Origin of the sequence: Marinimicrobium locisalis, assembly GCF_039822625.1 — a bacterium.
Lineage (GTDB): Bacteria > Pseudomonadota > Gammaproteobacteria > Pseudomonadales > Cellvibrionaceae > Marinimicrobium > Marinimicrobium locisalis.
The window spans coordinates 109,117-125,435 of sequence record NZ_JBDLLG010000011.1; the positions used below are offsets into that span (position 1 = coordinate 109,117).

The 16,319-nt window shown below is 56.4% G+C and carries 13 protein-coding genes; 10 read left to right on the top strand and 3 right to left on the bottom strand.

Annotated elements, in window-relative coordinates; all coding sequences use genetic code 11:
* The first annotated feature begins 165 nt into the window (after nt 1-165).
* From ileS to ispH, 4 genes are all read left to right on the top strand, one after another.
* Nucleotides 166-2,964: an isoleucine--tRNA ligase gene (ileS, locus tag AAE514_RS08735; RefSeq protein WP_347331145.1), complete on the top strand. Its 2,799-nt coding sequence runs from the start codon at nt 166-168 to the stop codon at nt 2,962-2,964.
* A gap of 112 nt (nt 2,965-3,076) precedes the next feature.
* Nucleotides 3,077-3,568: a signal peptidase II gene (lspA, locus tag AAE514_RS08740; RefSeq protein ID WP_347331146.1), complete on the top strand. Its 492-nt coding sequence runs from the start codon at nt 3,077-3,079 to the stop codon at nt 3,566-3,568.
* Complete coding sequence (locus AAE514_RS08745; RefSeq protein ID WP_347331147.1) at nt 3,561-4,013, top strand: FKBP-type peptidyl-prolyl cis-trans isomerase; 453 nt, start codon at nt 3,561-3,563, stop codon at nt 4,011-4,013. Before lspA ends, AAE514_RS08745 begins: the two co-directional genes overlap by 8 nt.
* A gap of 52 nt (nt 4,014-4,065) precedes the next feature.
* Nucleotides 4,066-4,998: a 4-hydroxy-3-methylbut-2-enyl diphosphate reductase gene (gene ispH / locus AAE514_RS08750; protein ID WP_347331148.1), complete on the top strand. Its 933-nt coding sequence runs from the start codon at nt 4,066-4,068 to the stop codon at nt 4,996-4,998.
* Nucleotides 4,999-5,011: 13 nt separating this feature from the next.
* Here the strand turns inward: ispH and AAE514_RS08755 are convergent, their stop codons facing one another.
* The gene (locus AAE514_RS08755; RefSeq protein WP_347331149.1) at nt 5,012-5,536 is read right to left on the bottom strand and encodes a GspH/FimT family protein; all 525 of its coding nucleotides are present in this window, start codon (nt 5,534-5,536) and stop codon (nt 5,012-5,014) included.
* A 205-nt stretch (nt 5,537-5,741) separates the two neighbouring features.
* Between AAE514_RS08755 and AAE514_RS08760 the strand changes: the two genes are divergently transcribed.
* Genes AAE514_RS08760 through AAE514_RS08785 form a run of 6 tightly spaced genes read left to right on the top strand, consistent with a single transcriptional unit; the run spans nt 5,742 to nt 13,204 of the window.
* Complete coding sequence (locus tag AAE514_RS08760; RefSeq protein WP_347331150.1) at nt 5,742-6,299, top strand: GspH/FimT family pseudopilin; 558 nt, start codon at nt 5,742-5,744, stop codon at nt 6,297-6,299.
* Between the two features lie 9 nt (nt 6,300-6,308).
* Nucleotides 6,309-6,761, top strand: a complete 453-nt coding sequence (gene pilV / locus AAE514_RS08765; RefSeq protein ID WP_347331151.1) for a type IV pilus modification protein PilV — start codon at nt 6,309-6,311, stop codon at nt 6,759-6,761.
* Between the two features lie 11 nt (nt 6,762-6,772).
* Entirely contained in the window at nt 6,773-7,804 is a 1,032-nt protein-coding gene (locus AAE514_RS08770) for a PilW family protein (protein WP_347331152.1), read from the top strand.
* Between the two features lie 10 nt (nt 7,805-7,814).
* Entirely contained in the window at nt 7,815-8,390 is a 576-nt protein-coding gene (locus AAE514_RS08775; protein WP_347331153.1) for a pilus assembly PilX family protein, read from the top strand.
* Nucleotides 8,391-8,434: 44 nt separating this feature from the next.
* Nucleotides 8,435-12,766, top strand: a complete 4,332-nt coding sequence (locus tag AAE514_RS08780; RefSeq protein WP_347331154.1) for a pilus assembly protein — start codon at nt 8,435-8,437, stop codon at nt 12,764-12,766.
* Nucleotides 12,767-12,790: 24 nt separating this feature from the next.
* The gene (locus AAE514_RS08785; RefSeq protein ID WP_347331155.1) at nt 12,791-13,204 is read left to right on the top strand and encodes a type IV pilin protein; all 414 of its coding nucleotides are present in this window, start codon (nt 12,791-12,793) and stop codon (nt 13,202-13,204) included.
* 24 nt (nt 13,205-13,228) lie between these two features.
* On the opposite strand, the gene AAE514_RS08790 is transcribed toward AAE514_RS08785, so the two are convergent.
* Together AAE514_RS08790 and AAE514_RS08795 are read right to left on the bottom strand one after the other, a co-directional pair.
* Complete coding sequence (locus AAE514_RS08790) at nt 13,229-14,605, bottom strand: sigma-54-dependent transcriptional regulator (protein ID WP_347331156.1); 1,377 nt, start codon at nt 14,603-14,605, stop codon at nt 13,229-13,231.
* Nucleotides 14,606-14,657: 52 nt separating this feature from the next.
* Nucleotides 14,658-16,274 (bottom strand): sensor histidine kinase, encoded by a 1,617-nt coding sequence (locus AAE514_RS08795; RefSeq protein ID WP_347331157.1) that lies wholly within the window; start codon nt 16,272-16,274, stop codon nt 14,658-14,660.
* Nucleotides 16,275-16,319: the final 45 nt, after the last annotated feature.

A 16,319-nucleotide genomic window follows, 5' to 3' on the forward strand; every position in this document is an offset into this window, starting at 1 on the left:
CGGGGTACACCGTTCCCGGACCGTGGAGCGGGGGACCCGCGATTCGAGCCCCCAGGGACGGGTTTACGGCGTGTCCGGGAACGGTGTACCCCGCCCTGAGCCGGACCACACTGACGAAGCGCTACCACGAACAACGTCCAGACTTGGCATTTGAAGCAGACGACTATGAGCGACTACAAAGCGACACTGAACCTGCCCCACACCGCCTTCGCCATGAAGGCCAACCTGGCACAGCGCGAGCCCGAAATGCTCAAGCGCTGGCAGAAAGACAACCTCTACCAACAAATTCGCCAGGCCCGGGCCGGTCGCGAACCGTTCATCCTGCACGACGGCCCCCCCTACGCCAATGGTGACATCCACATCGGCCACGCCGTCAACAAAATATTGAAAGACATCATCGTCAAAAGCAAAACCCTCAGCGGCTTTGACGCCCCCTACGTGCCCGGCTGGGACTGCCACGGCCTGCCCATTGAGCACAACGTCGAAAAGAAACACGGCAAAGCCGGCACCAAACTCGATGTCAAAACCTTCCGGCAACGATGCCGGGACTACGCCGCGCGTCAAGTCAAAGGCCAGAAAGAAGACTTCATCCGCCTGGGCGTACTCGGTGAGTGGGACAACCCCTACCTCACCATGGACTACAAATTCGAAGCCGACATCATCCGGGCGCTCGGCAAAATCGCCGATCAAGGCCACCTGCACAAAGGCTTCAAACCCGTCTACTGGAGCGTCGTGGGCGGCTCCGCCCTGGCCGAAGCCGAAGTCGAATACCAGGACAAAACCTCCTACTCCATCGACGTGAAGTTCGCCTTCACCGACCAGCACGCGCTGGAACACGCCGTAACCGGCCTGACCGGAAAAGGCGACGTCTCCCTGGTTATTTGGACCACCACACCCTGGACCATCCCCGCCAACCAAGCGGTGAGCGTGCATCCCGAGCTGGACTACGCCGTTGTCCAAGTGGGGCAGGAGCGTCTGCTGATGGCCGAAGCGCTCGTGGAGTCCGTGATGCAGCGCGCCGGGGTGGAGGATTATGAGATCGTGGGCCGTACGCCCGGCAAAGAACTGGAAAACCTACAGGTTCAACATCCGTTCTATTCCCGTCAGGTGCCGGTCATTCTCGGTGATCACGTGACCACCGACGCCGGTACCGGCTGCGTTCACACCGCGCCCGACCACGGCATGGACGACTTTGTGGTGGGGCGGAAGTACGGCATTGAAACGCTGAACTATATCGACGACAACGGCGTTTATCGCGATAGCGTCGAACTCTTTGCCGGCGAGCATGTGTACAAAGTGGACGAAAAAATTGTCGCCTTGCTGGAAGAAAAGGGCGCACTGCTGGCTCAAGGCAAAATCACCCACAGTTTCCCCCACTGCTGGCGCACCAAAACGCCACTGATTTTCCGGGCCACGCCCCAGTGGTTTGTCAGCATGACCAAAAACCAGCTGCGCGAGCAGGTTAGCGATGCGGTGGACGACGTGCAGTGGGTCCCCGACTGGGGCCGCGCGCGGATCGACTCCATGCTGGCCTCCTCCCCCGACTGGTGCATCTCCCGTCAGCGCACCTGGGGCGTGCCCATTGCCTTGTTCGTGCACAAAGAGACCGGCGACCTGCATCCCGACACCCCTCGACTGATCGAGGCTGTCGCCCAACAGGTGGAAAAGGAGGGGATGGACGCTTGGTTTGAACTGGACGCGGCTGAAATCCTGGGTGCCGATGCGGAAAATTATCAGAAGGTAACCGATACCCTGGATGTTTGGTTCGATTCCGGCGTGACCCACTTTGCGGTTTTGGAGCAGCGGGACAACCTGCGCTACCCGGCGGACCTATACCTGGAAGGTTCCGACCAGCATCGCGGTTGGTTCCAGTCGTCCCTGAAAACCGCCATGGCCATGAACGGCAAGCCGCCCTACAAAACCGTGTTGACCCACGGTTTTACCGTGGACGCCCAGGGCCGGAAAATGTCCAAATCCGTGGGCAATGTGATTCCGCCCCAGAAAGTCATGAAAGAACTGGGCGCGGATGTGCTGCGGCTCTGGGTGGCGGCCACGGACTTCAGTGGCGAGATGAGCGTCTCTGATGAGATCCTCAAGCGAACCGCCGACTCCTACCGCCGGATTCGCAACACCACCCGCTTTATGCTCGCCAACCTCAACGGCTTCGAGCCGAACGAGCACGCCGTGGCGCCGGAGGAAATGGTTGCTCTGGACCGGTGGATCGTGCGTCGGGCCGGCGAGCTTCAAGAGGAAGTCATCAGCGCCTATGACAACTACCAATTCCACCTGATTTACCAGAAGCTGCACAACTTTTGTGTGGTGGATCTGGGCGGTTTTTATCTGGACATTATCAAGGACCGCCAGTACACCACGCCGTCCGACAGCCGGGCCCGGCGCTCGGCCCAGACGGCGCTCTACCACGTGGTGGAAGCCATGGTGCGCTGGATTGCTCCGATCCTGAGCTTCACCGCCGATGAAATCTGGCCGTTGCTGCCGGGCGAGCACAAAGGGCCGGTGTTTGCGGCTGAGTGGTACGCGCTCCCGCAGGCGGAAGAGTCGGACTTCAGTGTTGAAGACTGGCACCGTATTGCGGAAGTGAAGGATGCGGTCAACAAGGTCCTCGAAACTCAGCGCGCCGCTGGCGCCATCGGCGGCTCGCTAGGGGCGGAAGTGACGCTGTTCGCCAACGAGGAGCTGCGGCGCGTGTTGCAAAAACTGGGCAATGAACTGCGCTTTGTGCTGATTACCTCCACCGCCCAGGTTCGCCCGCAGGAGGAGGCCACCGAAGCGGAATTGACCGATATTGAAGGCCTCAAAGTGGCGGTCGAAAAGGCGACCTACGACAAGTGCGACCGCTGCTGGCATCACCGCGCGGATGTGGGCAGTGACCCGAAACACCCGGACATTTGTGCCCGCTGCGTTGACAATGTTGAAGGCCAGGGCGAAGAGCGCCACTACGCATGATCAGGCACAAACGCCTCCCCGGATCGCCCGTAGGGCGGGTAAGCAAAGCGCACCCGCCGCTGATCGAGCTCGCCCTCGGCGTCCGCAATACCAATGTTGGAACAGACACACTATGCCTGTAACTATCCCCCGTCGCGCCTGGCGCTGGTACGCCATTGCCCTGATTGTGATCGTGCTGGACCAAATCAGTAAATACTGGGTTTCCGCCACGCTCACTTATGGTGACCCAGTGGTGTTCACTCCCTTTTTCAACTTTACGTTGCTCCATAACCCCGGGGCGGCTTTCAGCTTTCTGAGCGAAGCGGGGGGTTGGCAGCGGTGGTTCTTTACCGCTGTGGCGGCGGTAGTCAGTGTCATACTGGTGGTCTGGCTGGCGCGCGTGGCCGAAAAACGTTATGAAGCGCTCGCGTTGGCGCTGATTTTGGGCGGTGCCATCGGCAACCTATACGATCGCCTCATGCTTGGCCACGTCGTGGATTTTATTGTGGTGCACTACAAAGACCATTACTGGCCCGCATTCAATATTGCCGACTCCGCCATTACCGTCGGGGCCGCGCTGCTGATTCTCGATATGCTTCTGGGTAAGGACAAACGCCATGACTGAACAACTGCCCATTGGGCCTGGCACCACTGTCACATTGCACTTCGCCCTGCGCCTGGAAGACGGCGAGGAGATCGACTCCACCTACGGTAAAGACCCCGCCGTTTTTACCGTGGGCGATGGCAACCTGTTGCCGGGCTTTGAGCAAGCGCTTTTCGGGCTCAAGCCCGGCGACGAACAGGTGCTGACCATCGCCCCGGAAGACGGGTTCGGCCAACACAATCCCAGCAACATTCAGGAAATTCCCCGGGACCAATTTGGCGATGACATCGAGCTGGAGGAGGGCCTGATGCTCTCCTTTGCCGATGCCAAGAAGGCTGAGCTCCCCGGCGTGGTGAGCGAGTTTGATGACGAAAAGGTGGTCATCGACTTCAATCACCCCCTCGCCGGGCGCGATATCTTATTCGATGTGGCTATTTTGAACGTGGAGCCAGCTCAGGTACACTGAATTTGCGTTTCCAAGCGGGCGCTGCCCGCGGACCCCACAGGTGTTTCAATCTATGCAAATCAAGCTCGCCAACCCCCGCGGCTTCTGCGCCGGCGTTGATCGCGCGATTGATATCGTCAATCGTGCCCTGGACGTCTTTGGCGCACCGATTTACGTTCGTCACGAGGTCGTCCACAACAAGTTTGTGGTCGACAGCTTGCGCGAGCGCGGCGCGGTGTTCGTGGAGGAGCTCGAACAGGTGCCCGACGATGTCATCGTGATTTTCAGCGCCCACGGCGTGTCCCGAGCGGTGCAACAGGAAGCGAAAGACCGAGGGCTTCAGGTGTTCGATGCGACTTGCCCGCTAGTGACCAAGGTGCATATAGAAGTGGCCCGTTACAGCCGCGAGGGGCGTGAGTGCGTCCTAATTGGCCACGCCGGCCACCCCGAAGTCGAGGGCACCATGGGGCAATATGACACCAGCAATGGCGGCGCCATCTACCTGGTGGAGGACGAGAAGGACGCCGGGTCCCTGAATGTGCGAGACCCGGATCACCTGGCTTACGTCACCCAGACTACCCTCTCCATGGACGACACCGCCAGAGTAATCGATGCGCTTCGAGAGCGGTTCCCCAACATCCAGGGCCCGCGTAAAGATGATATTTGCTACGCCACCACCAACCGCCAGGATGCCGTGCGCCAGCTCGCCCTGGAATGCGACTTGGTGCTGGTGGTGGGGTCGCTCAACAGCTCCAACTCCAACCGGCTCCGCGAGCTGGCTGAACGCTGCGGTACCGAAGCCTACCTCATAGACGGCCCCCAATGCATACAGACACAATGGCTTGAAGGCAAGCGAAGCGTTGGCATTACCGCTGGGGCCTCCGCTCCCGAAGTGCTGGTTGAACAGGTGGTCGAGCGCTTGCGCGGAGTGGGCGCCCACACCGCCGAGGAAACCGCCGGTATCCCGGAGAACATCAGCTTCAGCCTACCCCGAGAGCTGCGCTAGCGAGCGCAGCCCCTCAGGCGCCCTCGCACTCATCCGCCTCAATGGCCTCCCGCCGAACCCGGCCCATTCGGGCCAGGACCAGCTTATAATGGGCGCCGGACGAGTCGCTACATAGCGTGATGGTCCCCGCCAGAAAGCCTCCCCTTGGTGTTCCCGTCGCGTGGCGGCTCTCCCCCGTCCCCACATAGGAAATGTAGTGATCCACCCGGTCATTCCCCTTGATCGACACGCCGTCGCTGTCAACTTGATGGGAAAACACCAGTGTTTCGCCAGGGTCGCGCTGGGCATTATGGTTAGCGTCGTCAAATAGCTCCCAGCCGCTTTCCCAAGAGCCGAGCGGCCGCAACGTGGCACGCCCATTGCGGCTGATCGCGCGTTGGCGGGTCGCCTGCATGGCGGTCTGAAGGTTTTGGGTGAGAGTCAGGGTGCGGGTGCGCTCGATCTGGGCCTGCAGGCTGGGAAGGCCCACGCTCAGCAGAACAGAGAGCACAACTAGAGTGAGAAGTAGTTCCAGAAGCGTCAATCCACGCTGTGGCATAATTTTCCTCCTTGAGTTTTCCAGGCCCCACAGGGCCTGCCGTTCATTCATCCTTGGTGACCACATGTCGCGGATAGCTCACAGCTCAAAACCGCGCTGTGGTAGCGTTCATACTATAAGGTCTGTGCCTTCGTTCGTCCAGAGTGGATCCAGGAGTGGTGGTTTCCCAGGCGTTCGAGGTCTTAAAAAAACAGGATACGGTTATATGCGCCACTTAAACCGAGCCGGCACCGCCGGCTTTACGCTGATAGAGCTTATGGTGACCCTTGCCGTTCTGGCAATTATCCTCGCCGTCGCCGTACCTAGCTTTACAAGCCAAATTCGAAACAATCGCTCTATGGCGCTGGGGGAGGAGTTTGTTACCGCCCTCAGTGTTGCCCGTAGTGAAGCTGTGAAGCGTTCGGGTATTGTTTCGGTGTGTGCGAGTAATGCGGCGCAAACGGATTGTGCCAACGACTGGGCCAACGGCTGGCTGGTTTTTATTGACCGAGACCCCGACGGCGAAACTGGCGATACTCCGACAATTGACGACCAGGCCGATATACTGCGCATCCGAGAGCCGCTTGAGGGGGAGATGAGTCTAGAGGTGAACCGTGGTGCCGCAGTGGAACACGTTCGGTTCAACTCAATGGGAGCTCTTGCCCGCACGGATAATGTGCCAGTCACGGCCGTGGCCCGCCATGAGGAGTGCGTGGGCGATGCGGCTCGCGCTATTCGCGTCAGCATCGCAGGTTCCATTAACTCTCAATCGACTGGTTGTTAGGAGACGACAATGACCGGAATGCAATCACTGAAGCGTCAGGAAGGTGTGGGACTGATTGAGGTCTTGGTGACGGTAATGATCCTGGCGACCTCTCTTCTCGCGATGGGGGCTTTGCAGAGCCGGTCTCTGGCGTTCAACCACAGTGCCTATCTTCGCTCCCAGGCGAATGTCCTCGCTTACGACGTCCTCGACCGGATTCGAATCAATCGAGAAAATGTAGATGATTACGACGGGTTGGCATTTGACGACGAGGCACCCAATGGCAACGCTCTCGCGGCGCAAGATATGCGAGCGTGGCTGGCACAAGCGGCTCGGTTACTGCCCGGTGGAGATGGTGAAATCGAATGCGACAATAACCTATGCACGGTGCGTTTGCGTTGGATAGAAACTGACGAACCGGAAGAGGGTGAACCCGCGGGAGAGCCCAGTTACACCGTGTTCACGTACAGCTCTCGGGTTTGAGGAGGCAAAGCATGATGAGAAAACAGCAGGGGTTGTCGCTCATTGAGCTCATGATCTCCTTGACTCTGGGGATTGTGCTTATGACGGGTGTCGTACAAATGTTTATAACCAGCCGTACGACGTTTACTACCCAACAAGCGGTTTCGAGAATCCAGGAGAGTGGCCGCATGGCGGTTGAATTCCTATCTCAAGACATACGTATGGCCGGGTATCGCGGATGCGCCAGCAGAGAGTCCACTCAGCAAATAGAAATGGGCATCGAACAGGATGGAGGCTACCTGTACGATTTTGATACTTCCATTAGAGGCTACTCAAGCGACGATCACCCCATGGGCGATGTCGGTGTAGCCGATGGTTCTGAAGTGCTAGTCATTCGCCGGGCGGGCAATACGTCCATGCCTATTGTTAACCCCACAGGAAACAACGCGAATATTGAAGTGGCGGTGGAAGAGGAGGACGACTGCGTAGGGGAAGTGTGTCGCGGGGATACGGTCGTGATTTCCGACTGTACCCAGGGGCGGGTGTTTCAGGTAACCAACTTCCAGAACGTCGGTGGAGGGGGTTCAAAGATCGTCCACTCTCAAGCCAACGTTGATGGCAAACCCAAGAATCTGGATTCCAAACTAGGCGGGCAGCAATTTGGCCCCGGCTCTGAGGTTCTGAAGATGAGCACCCTGACTTATTACATCGCCGACAGTGAATTCGGCGTGCCCGGTACCAGAAGTTTGTGGCGCGAACAGGACGGAGAGGCTGCGGAGCTAATCGAGGGCGTGGAAAACATGAAAGTTGGCTTCGGGGTTGACACGGATGGCGACGGTATCCCGGATGAGTATCAAGATTATAATGAAGTGGGTGACGATAATTGGGGAAATGTCCAGGCAGTGAGGGTGGCGCTTTTGATGCAAAGCCTTGAAGAGAATGTCGTCGACGAGCCGCAGCCTTACCGTTTTGACGGCGAAGATGTTGACGACGAACGAATTGAGGATCGTCGAATGAGGCAGGTCTTTACGAGCACCGTCGGGATTCGTGGACGACTGGACTGAAGGTGAAAGCATGTTGAAAACCAGTATTCAAAACAGTGCGAACGCCCAACAGGGTGCGGTTCTGATCATGGGGCTGATCATGCTCCTGTTGATGACAATTGTTGGGATGGCAGCCATTCGAGGTTCCAGTCTGCAGGAAACCATGGCGGGCAATATGCGAGAGCGCAACCTGGCGTTCCAGTCGGCGGAGGCGGCGCTTCGGGTGGGAGAGGCGCTGGTACAGGATAACAACGTTGAAACGCTCGATTTCAGTGGTGCCACTCTGGGGTTGGAGCCAGACCTTCTGCAGCCCGGAGCGCTCCTGCCGCCAGTGGCGGGTTGGTCAGATGAGCAGTGGGAAGACAACGCTGTTCAGGCGGCGCTGGAACTTGAGAATATTCCCGAGGAACTTCGGCCACGCTATGTGGTGGAAGAGCTAACAGTACTCTCTTTTAACGCCAATAAGGCCACGGGGGGGGCGCTGGATCAGGCGGGCATTCTGCAGGGAGGCGCATTGAATATGGATTATTTTAGAGTGTCAGGTCGCGGCCAAAGTGGGTCGGGGCAGGCAGAAGTCATTGTTCAATCAACCTATAGAAAGAACTGACAGGGGGCATCATGGTCCGGTATTTGTTTAAAAAGAGCCTGCCTGTGGCGGCGTGGTCGCTCATGGTCGCATCCCTGTCCGTCGGCTTCAGCCACGTTGTTGCGGCAGCGGAACCCGCACAGTCCCCCTTGTTCATGTCCCAGCCGGTAAGACCGCTGGCGATGTTGAACATGTCCAATGATCATCAGCTGTTCTTCAAACTATACGATGACTATAGCGATGTTGATGAGGATGGGATCCCTGATAACACCTACGTTCACTCTCTTTCTTACCCCTACTATGGTTACTTTGCCAGCGACGTTTGCTATACCTACCGAAACGCGCGATTTGAGCCAACCTCAGAGGCTGATGGTGACGGCTACTGTAACCAGGGTGGGAGTGGTAGCGAGTGGAGCGGCAACTTTCTGAATTGGGCGACTATGACGCGCATGGATGCCGTTCGAAAAATTCTTTACGGCGGTCTTCGGAGCACGGACACTGAAGATGAGACGGTCCTTGAGCGAGCCTTTCTGCCCAATGATGCCCACTCCTTTACAAAATATTATAACGGAGCCGATGTTGCGCGGTTAACGCCTTTCTCAGTCACAACAGGGCTAGAAAATACCGCTGCCACTGGAATCACCTTTTGTAATACAACAGATCCGAGTAACCGAAGTCAGCTTTCGCAGAATGTTGACTCCGCCCCGCTGCTTAAGGTGGTTGAGGGCAACTATTCTTTATGGGCCAGTAACGAGCGCTGGCAGTGCCGGTGGGGGGAAAACGTTTCTGGCAACCAGGGAAAGAACGGTAATGACCCGTCGCGCTCAGGAATACATGCTTACTCGGATAGTCCCAACAAAGCGGACGTCTCGCTTGGTCTGTCGGATTATAATGTACGGGTAAAAACGTGCGATAAGGAATACGACCGAGGTGACTGCAAGTCGTATAATGGGAGCTGGAAACCCGTTGGTTTGCTGCAGGAGAAAGGTGATAACGACAGTGTCCATTTTGGCTTGATGACGGGCTCCTATGGGAAAAACAAATCGGGCGGTGTTCTGCGAAAGAATATTGGAAGCATTAAGGATGAAATTAACCCGGAAAATGGGGTGTTTGTCGACCCGGGCGAAGCGGAAGGTGAGAGTGTTGGCAGCATTATTCAAACCTTGGATAAACTGAGAATCTATGGATATCGGTTTGACAATGGCACTTACCACGGCACAAGTGGCAGTGACAATTGCATATGGGCAAGAAGCTCATTCGACGATGGAGACTGTACTAACTGGGGTAACCCTCAGTCAGAAATTTATTTGGAGTCGTTGCGCTACCTGGTGGGCTTGGACCCCACGCCGGCCTATAACGTTGACGACAGTGATCGAATTGAAGGCCTGAACACGGCTTCGTGGAATGACCCAATTGGAGAGGACAATTATTGTGCGCCAGTTGGGGTGATTCAGTTTAATGCCTCTACCAGTTCGTATGATGGCCTCGGGGCGGGCGCCGCGACGGACATCGGGTTGCCCAACGTACATACTGCCACTAAAGAAGTCGGCGACCTGGAAGGCATTACGGGAAATCAGTACTTTGTCGGGGAAGTACTTGACTCCGAGAAGAAGGATGCTCAGGACCAGCTTTGTACCGCCAAGCTGGTAAACAGCCTCGCCAAGGTCCGAGGTACTTGCCCTGACGCCCCACGGTTGGAGGGAAGTTACCACATCGCGGGCCTGGCCAGCTATGCTCGGACTGAGGCACTCCCGATTTCCAGCTTGGCAACCACTCGAACTGAGCCGGTAACCACATACGGTGTCGCCCTGGCTCCGGCGGTACCCAGCGTGACGGTTCTAGTTCCGGGTACCGAGAACCAAACGATTAATATTCAGCCAGCCTGTCGGGATCGGAGATTAAGCCCGCAGGGTAACTGCGCGATTGTTGACTTTAAAATTATCGAACAAGATGAAACGGGTACTGGCGATAACGTTACTCAAAGGTCGGGCAGCTTGTATGTGAACTGGGAAGACAGTGAACAGGGGGGCGATTTTGACCAGGATATGTGGGGCGTAATCGACTACACGCTGACTGCGGATGAGCTTTCTGTTCGAACCGAAGTGATGGCGCAATCCAGTGGCGGCCAAATGGGGTTTGGCTACATCTTAAGTGGTACCGAGGAAGAAGGCTTCAAGGTACATGCCGGGATCAATAACTATACCTACGGTACGAGCTGTACCCTGCAGCCAAATGGCCACACAAACTGTAGCTGTCGTTACTCGGGTGAACAGGGGCAATGTAATACCGATCTGTCTCGAACCAGGACAGATAATGAGGTTGTTTATGACATAAAGAATTCCAGCGCCGAGCCTCTTCGGCAGCCTTTGTATTACGCCGCAAAGTGGGGTGGCTATAAAGATGACTCGGCGACAGATACAGCGATTAGAGATTCTGACGCCGAAAACTATTACTTTGCGAGAGACCCGGTTGAGTTAAAAGTCTCCTTAGGTGAGGCGATTGATGACTTGGTGTCTGGCGTAGGGACGGCTTCTGCAGTGGCGACCAACTCGACGCGTCTACAAGAGGGGGGCTATATCTATCAGGCGCTTTTTGATAGCGATGATTGGTCTGGAGCCATTCGTGCTTTTGAAGTTCAACAGGACGTGGTTATTTCCGACGAGGCGGCTTTCTCCACTGACAGCCGGATGCAGACATCCAATGCCGGGCGTGACTTATATACTTATAGTCCTGATGATGGCGGAAAGTTAACCGATTTTACTTGGGGCTCTCTATCGGATACACAGAAAACCCTCCTAATGGACGGAGATGGTGAGGCTGTGGGAGTTAATCGCTCCCTGTGGCTTGCCGGAGATCGCTCTTTGGAGGGACAGGAAGAGTTTAGAGAGCGCGAAAGGTTATTGGGGGATGTTGTAAACTCAAGTCCGGTTTACTTGGGGGGACGAGATTACGGCTACTCGCTGCTCCCGGACGATCAAGGCGGAGATGAGTATGCGGATTTCGTAGAGTACAAGAGCACTCAGACGCCGACCCTGTTTGTGGGAGCCAATGACGGTATGTTGCACGCCTTTTATGCCGAAGGGCCCCAAGCGCTTAGTGAGCGGTTTGCATACGTGCCCAACGGCGTTTATTCCAAGCTAGCGAAATTGGTAGACCCGGATTACGGCCTGGCTCACCTGACCCATGAGTACACCGTGGATGGCCCGCTGGCGGTGGGCGATGCCTATGTCAATGGTGAGTGGAAAAGCGTGCTGGTTGGCACCCTTGGGGCGGGCGGAAAATCCGTATTCGCTCTTGATGTCACGTCTCCAGATGACCCGAAGCTATTGTTCGAGTTGAGTGTAAGTGAGCTGAGCGCGAAAGGTGAGCTGGGTTATGTAATGGAGCCCCCCCAAATCGCTCGCATGGCCAATGGCCGTTGGGCAATGGTCTTTGGAAATGGGGCCGATGCAGGAGCGTCTCAGTTATTTGTCATCGACCTGGAAGATCCATTGAGCAGTTACACGCGTGTTATCGACACCGAAGCTGGGGCGGGGCTGTCCGGCGTTGCTCTGCTGGGTGATGCCTTTGGCGAAATCTATAAAGCGTATGCCGGTGATCTTAGCGGCAATATGTGGGTGTTTGATCTCTCAGGTACTAACCAGGACGGGTGGGACGTTGGTCTGGGCGGGCAGCCCTTGTTTGAAGCTAGGGATGCCGGCGGAAACGCTCAACCCATTACGGGCTCCCCGACATTAGGTTTTAACTCGCACAAGAAACATGTCAGCGAAACCTCGGATGGAGTGATTATGGTGTACTTTGGAACAGGAAAGTATTTTGATGTCGATGACAATGTTCCGGGCGCTAGCGAGCACGTTAATAGTTTTTACGCGATTGCCGACTTGGGGACGCCAATAACTTATACCGTGGGCGGTCGAGCGAATGTGTTGCATGATAAACATATGAGCGTTTCTGATGGAACGCGTAAGGTGTCGGGCGAAGGGGAAGATGGGCCGGACTGGGAGAACGGTTCGGTTAATGGCTGGTTTATGGACCTGGATTTGATTACCGGCGAGAGGGTGGTCAATAAGCCTTTGCTGATGTTTGATCGGCTTATTTTCGCCACGGTGATTCCCTCTCAAGAGGCCTGTAAGCGTGGCGGTGAGAGCTGGCTAATGGAGCTGGAGGCGATAGGCGACCGGTACGTGGACAAAACGTTGCTCGACGAAAATAAATGGTTTGAAGACCTGATACCGGGTGATTTGACATCTACGCTGGTAGATGACAAAGAAGGCAAACTGCTGATCAATACATCTGGCGGTGAGGAGAAGGAGGAGAAAGATCTCAAGCCAGACGAGGAAGATCTAAACATTCCAGGGGACGCCTTGGGTCGCCAGTCGTGGCGCCAGCTTCAGTAATTACAGAACTGCCGGATGAACGTTATGAATGAACGAAATCAAAATGGGTTTACTTTAATCGAAGTCATGATTGTAGTGGCCATTCTGGGGATTTTGGCTGCAATTGCCTACAGTTCCTATCAAAATCAGGTTATTCGGAGTAACCGCTCCGATGCGCGTGTCACGCTGAGCGATACCGCTCAGCGTCTACAGCGATGTTATACCAGCTACTCTCGGTATAACGACGACAACTGTACGGTCTATGAACAGCTTACGGAGGGGGGGGCAGCCATTGAGTCGGCGGAGGGTTATTATGAGGTTACAATCAGCGATGACACGGCGACCACCTACACTCTGACGGCGACGGCGATCGCCGCGCCTCAAACCAGTGATGATCTCTGTGATACTGAAATGACTCTAAACCATAGGGGGACTCGTAGCCCTGAGGCATGCTGGTAACCTCAGCCTGTCTCAGGGGAAGCTTTAGTCGTCATCCAACCCCAATTTCTGCAACCGATACCGCAGTGACCGGAAACTAATACCCAGGTTCTTCGCAGCCTGGGTTTTGTTCCATTTGGCCTGCTCAAGCGCTTTGCACAAAATGTCCTTTTCAATCTCCTGCAGGTAGTGGTCCAAAGAGGGGTAGTCGGCGCAGCGGTCGGCGTGATCCTCATTGGCCGGCGGGGTTTCCCCCTCGGGGGGCTCAAGCGCGGTGGGCTGTTCGGGCAAGTGTAGATCGTCTTTATCAATGACCGTGCTTTCGCAAAGCGTGAAGGCGCGCTCCAGGATGTTCTCCAGTTCGCGCACGTTGCCGGGGAAGGGATACTCGCCCAGCTGTTTCATGGCCGCCTGGCTGAGTTGAGGGGTGGGGAAGTTGACCTCCTTGGCCATTTTTTCCAGGCTGTGGCGCGCCAGCATGGGGATGTCCTCCCGGCGTTCACGCAGGGGCGGCACGCGGAGCTGGATGACGTTGAGCCGGTAGAATAAATCCTGCCTGAACCGGCCCTCCTGAACCTCTTTATCCAGCGCTTTGTGGGTGGCGCAGAGGATGCGCACATCGGTTTTTACCTCACCTTGCCCCCCTACGGGGCGGATGGCCTTTTCCTGTATTGCTCGGAGCAGTTTTACTTGCATATCCAGGGGCAAGTCGGCCACCTCATCCAGAAATAACGTACCGCCTTCGGCGGCCTGAAACAGGCCTGCCTTGTCCTGGTGGGCGCCGGTAAAGCTGCCTTTCTTGTGTCCGAAGAACTCACTTTCCATTAGTTCACGGGGGATGGCGCCACAGTTGACGGCGACGAACTGGCCGCCTGAACGTGGGCCGAGCTTGTGGATGGAGCGTGCCACCAGTTCTTTGCCCACGCCGGATTCACCCGATATGTAGACCGGCGCCTGAGAGCGCGCCAGCTTTTGGATACTGGCCACCAGGTTCTGAATGGGCTTGGATTGGCCGAGAATCGGACAGTCCTCTGGCAAGGGCGACGGAGGCAGCTGGCTGGATTGAATAGCACTTGTGACCAGGTTGCGCAGGGCAGCCAAATCCACGGGCTTGGAGACAAAGTCAAAGGCCCCGGCCTTCATGGATTCGATGGCCAGGTCAATGCTGCCATAGGCGGTAATGACCGCTACCGGGAGTCGGGGGTAGTGTTGCTGGATATGTTCGACCAGTTCCAAGCCGTTGCCGTCGGGCAGCCTCATGTCGGTCAGGCACAGGTCGTAGTCCGTATGGTTTAACTGGGTTTTGGCTTGAGCGAGGTTCTCCACACTGTCAGCTTCCAGCCCCATGCGGCTTAAAGTGATGCTCAGCAGTTCCCGGATATCGGGTTCATCGTCAATAACCAAAACGCGGTGGTGGCTCATAATCAACCTGTTCTATGTGTGGAGCAATCTACTAAGAAAAGGGAGCTGAAAACTACAGGGCCCGTTCCGGGTGGGCTAGTTGGATGTGGAAACAGCTCAACCCCTTATCTGTACGTTGGTAGTGTATTAGAGCCTGGTTGGCTTCGCAAAGCTCCTTGCAGATATAAAGCCCCAGGCCCGACCCGGTATTCTCGGTGGTGAAAAAGGGCTCAAAGATGTGTTTTTGCTTCTCTTTCGCGATGCCCTGCCCCCAGTCGATCACACGGATATAAGGCTGTTCTTTGCGGTGGTCGATGCCCGCTTCCAGCTTGACCTTCGGTTGCCCCGTTACCGCTTTGCTGTAGCGCAGGCCGTTGTCGCACAGGTTGGTGAGCACCTGTTGGAGCTGCCCCTTATCGAACTTGGTCACAATGTTCGGCTCGCTCAGTTCCAGGGGTAGCTCGCAAGGCTCGCTCTGAGTGAGCCGATATTCGTTTATAAACTCCGGCAGCCACTCCTCGAGCGCCAAGCGCTCCGGCTGAGCGTTGCGCCGGCGAGAGAGTTGCAGAACATTCTCAATAATTTGGTTTACACGTTTGCTGTGGCTGTCGATGATTTGCAAGAGCCGTCGGTCTCCGTCCAGAAGCTGGTCGGACTCGCCGAGCAGCTGGCTGGCGTGACTGATGGCGCCCAGGGGGTTGCGCACTTCGTGCGCGATGCTGGCGGTCAGTCGACCCAGTGAGGCCAGTTTCAGCTGCTGCGCCTGCTGGGTAATCAGGCGATGGTCCTCGACAAAGACCAGAGTCTCCTCGGTATTGTCGTCGGGGTTCAGAGCGGCAAAATTGATTTTGACTTCGCTGTTGGCGGCATCTTCCATTGTGATTACGGATGAGGTGCGAGCATCGGCTCGCCAGCGCTCAAACTGGGTCTTCAGCGCGGGTAAGTCCTCCAGCCGTAGCGGCCGTTTCTCGGGAGAACGAATACCCAGTAGCGCGCTGGCGGAGTGATTTAACAATTCGACATTTTGCTCCCGGTTCAACACGATAATGCCGGTGCGCATTCGTTCCACGATTAGCTGTGCCAGACGCTGAAGGTGTTCCGCTTGTCTGGCCTGGGCCAGGGCCTCTTGCGTGCTGGTGCGGATCTTTCTCGCCAAATACTGAAACGTCAGGGCGGTGATAAACAGCAAGGCCCCCAGCGTCCCGGCGGAAAACAGAGTCCGGTTATCAATCGACAATAGCCACAAGCGGGCAACGCTCTCACCGATGACGGTAATGCTGGCCAGGGCGGCCAGCAGTATGGCCAGCTGTGTCGGCAAGAGCATGCCCCCGGCGGCGACCACGACCAGCAGCAGGTAGCCCAAACCGCTCAGGGCGCCGCCGCTGGCAAACATCATCAAGGCGATGGCCGCCATATCGATTACCAGCAACACAAAGGACTGCCGGTCCGAGGGCAAAAATTTCACGCGCCATAAAAGCCCCAGGGTGACGATGTTGAGGCCGGTATAGACGATGGAGGTGTATAGGAAAATATCCGGATGGTCGTTACCCAAAATGTTGGGCGCCACATCTCCCTGAAACATGAGCAGCAGCAAACTCCCCAGGAGCGTCCGGTAATAGGTATACACCCGCAGCAAGTCGTAGTTGCTGTAACTGGAAGTCCGGTTTATGACGGGGTTAGTCAGTGGCATGGCTGGCTCGAGTTCGGCGTTGGCGTTTTGCGTCCGAGAGGCTTT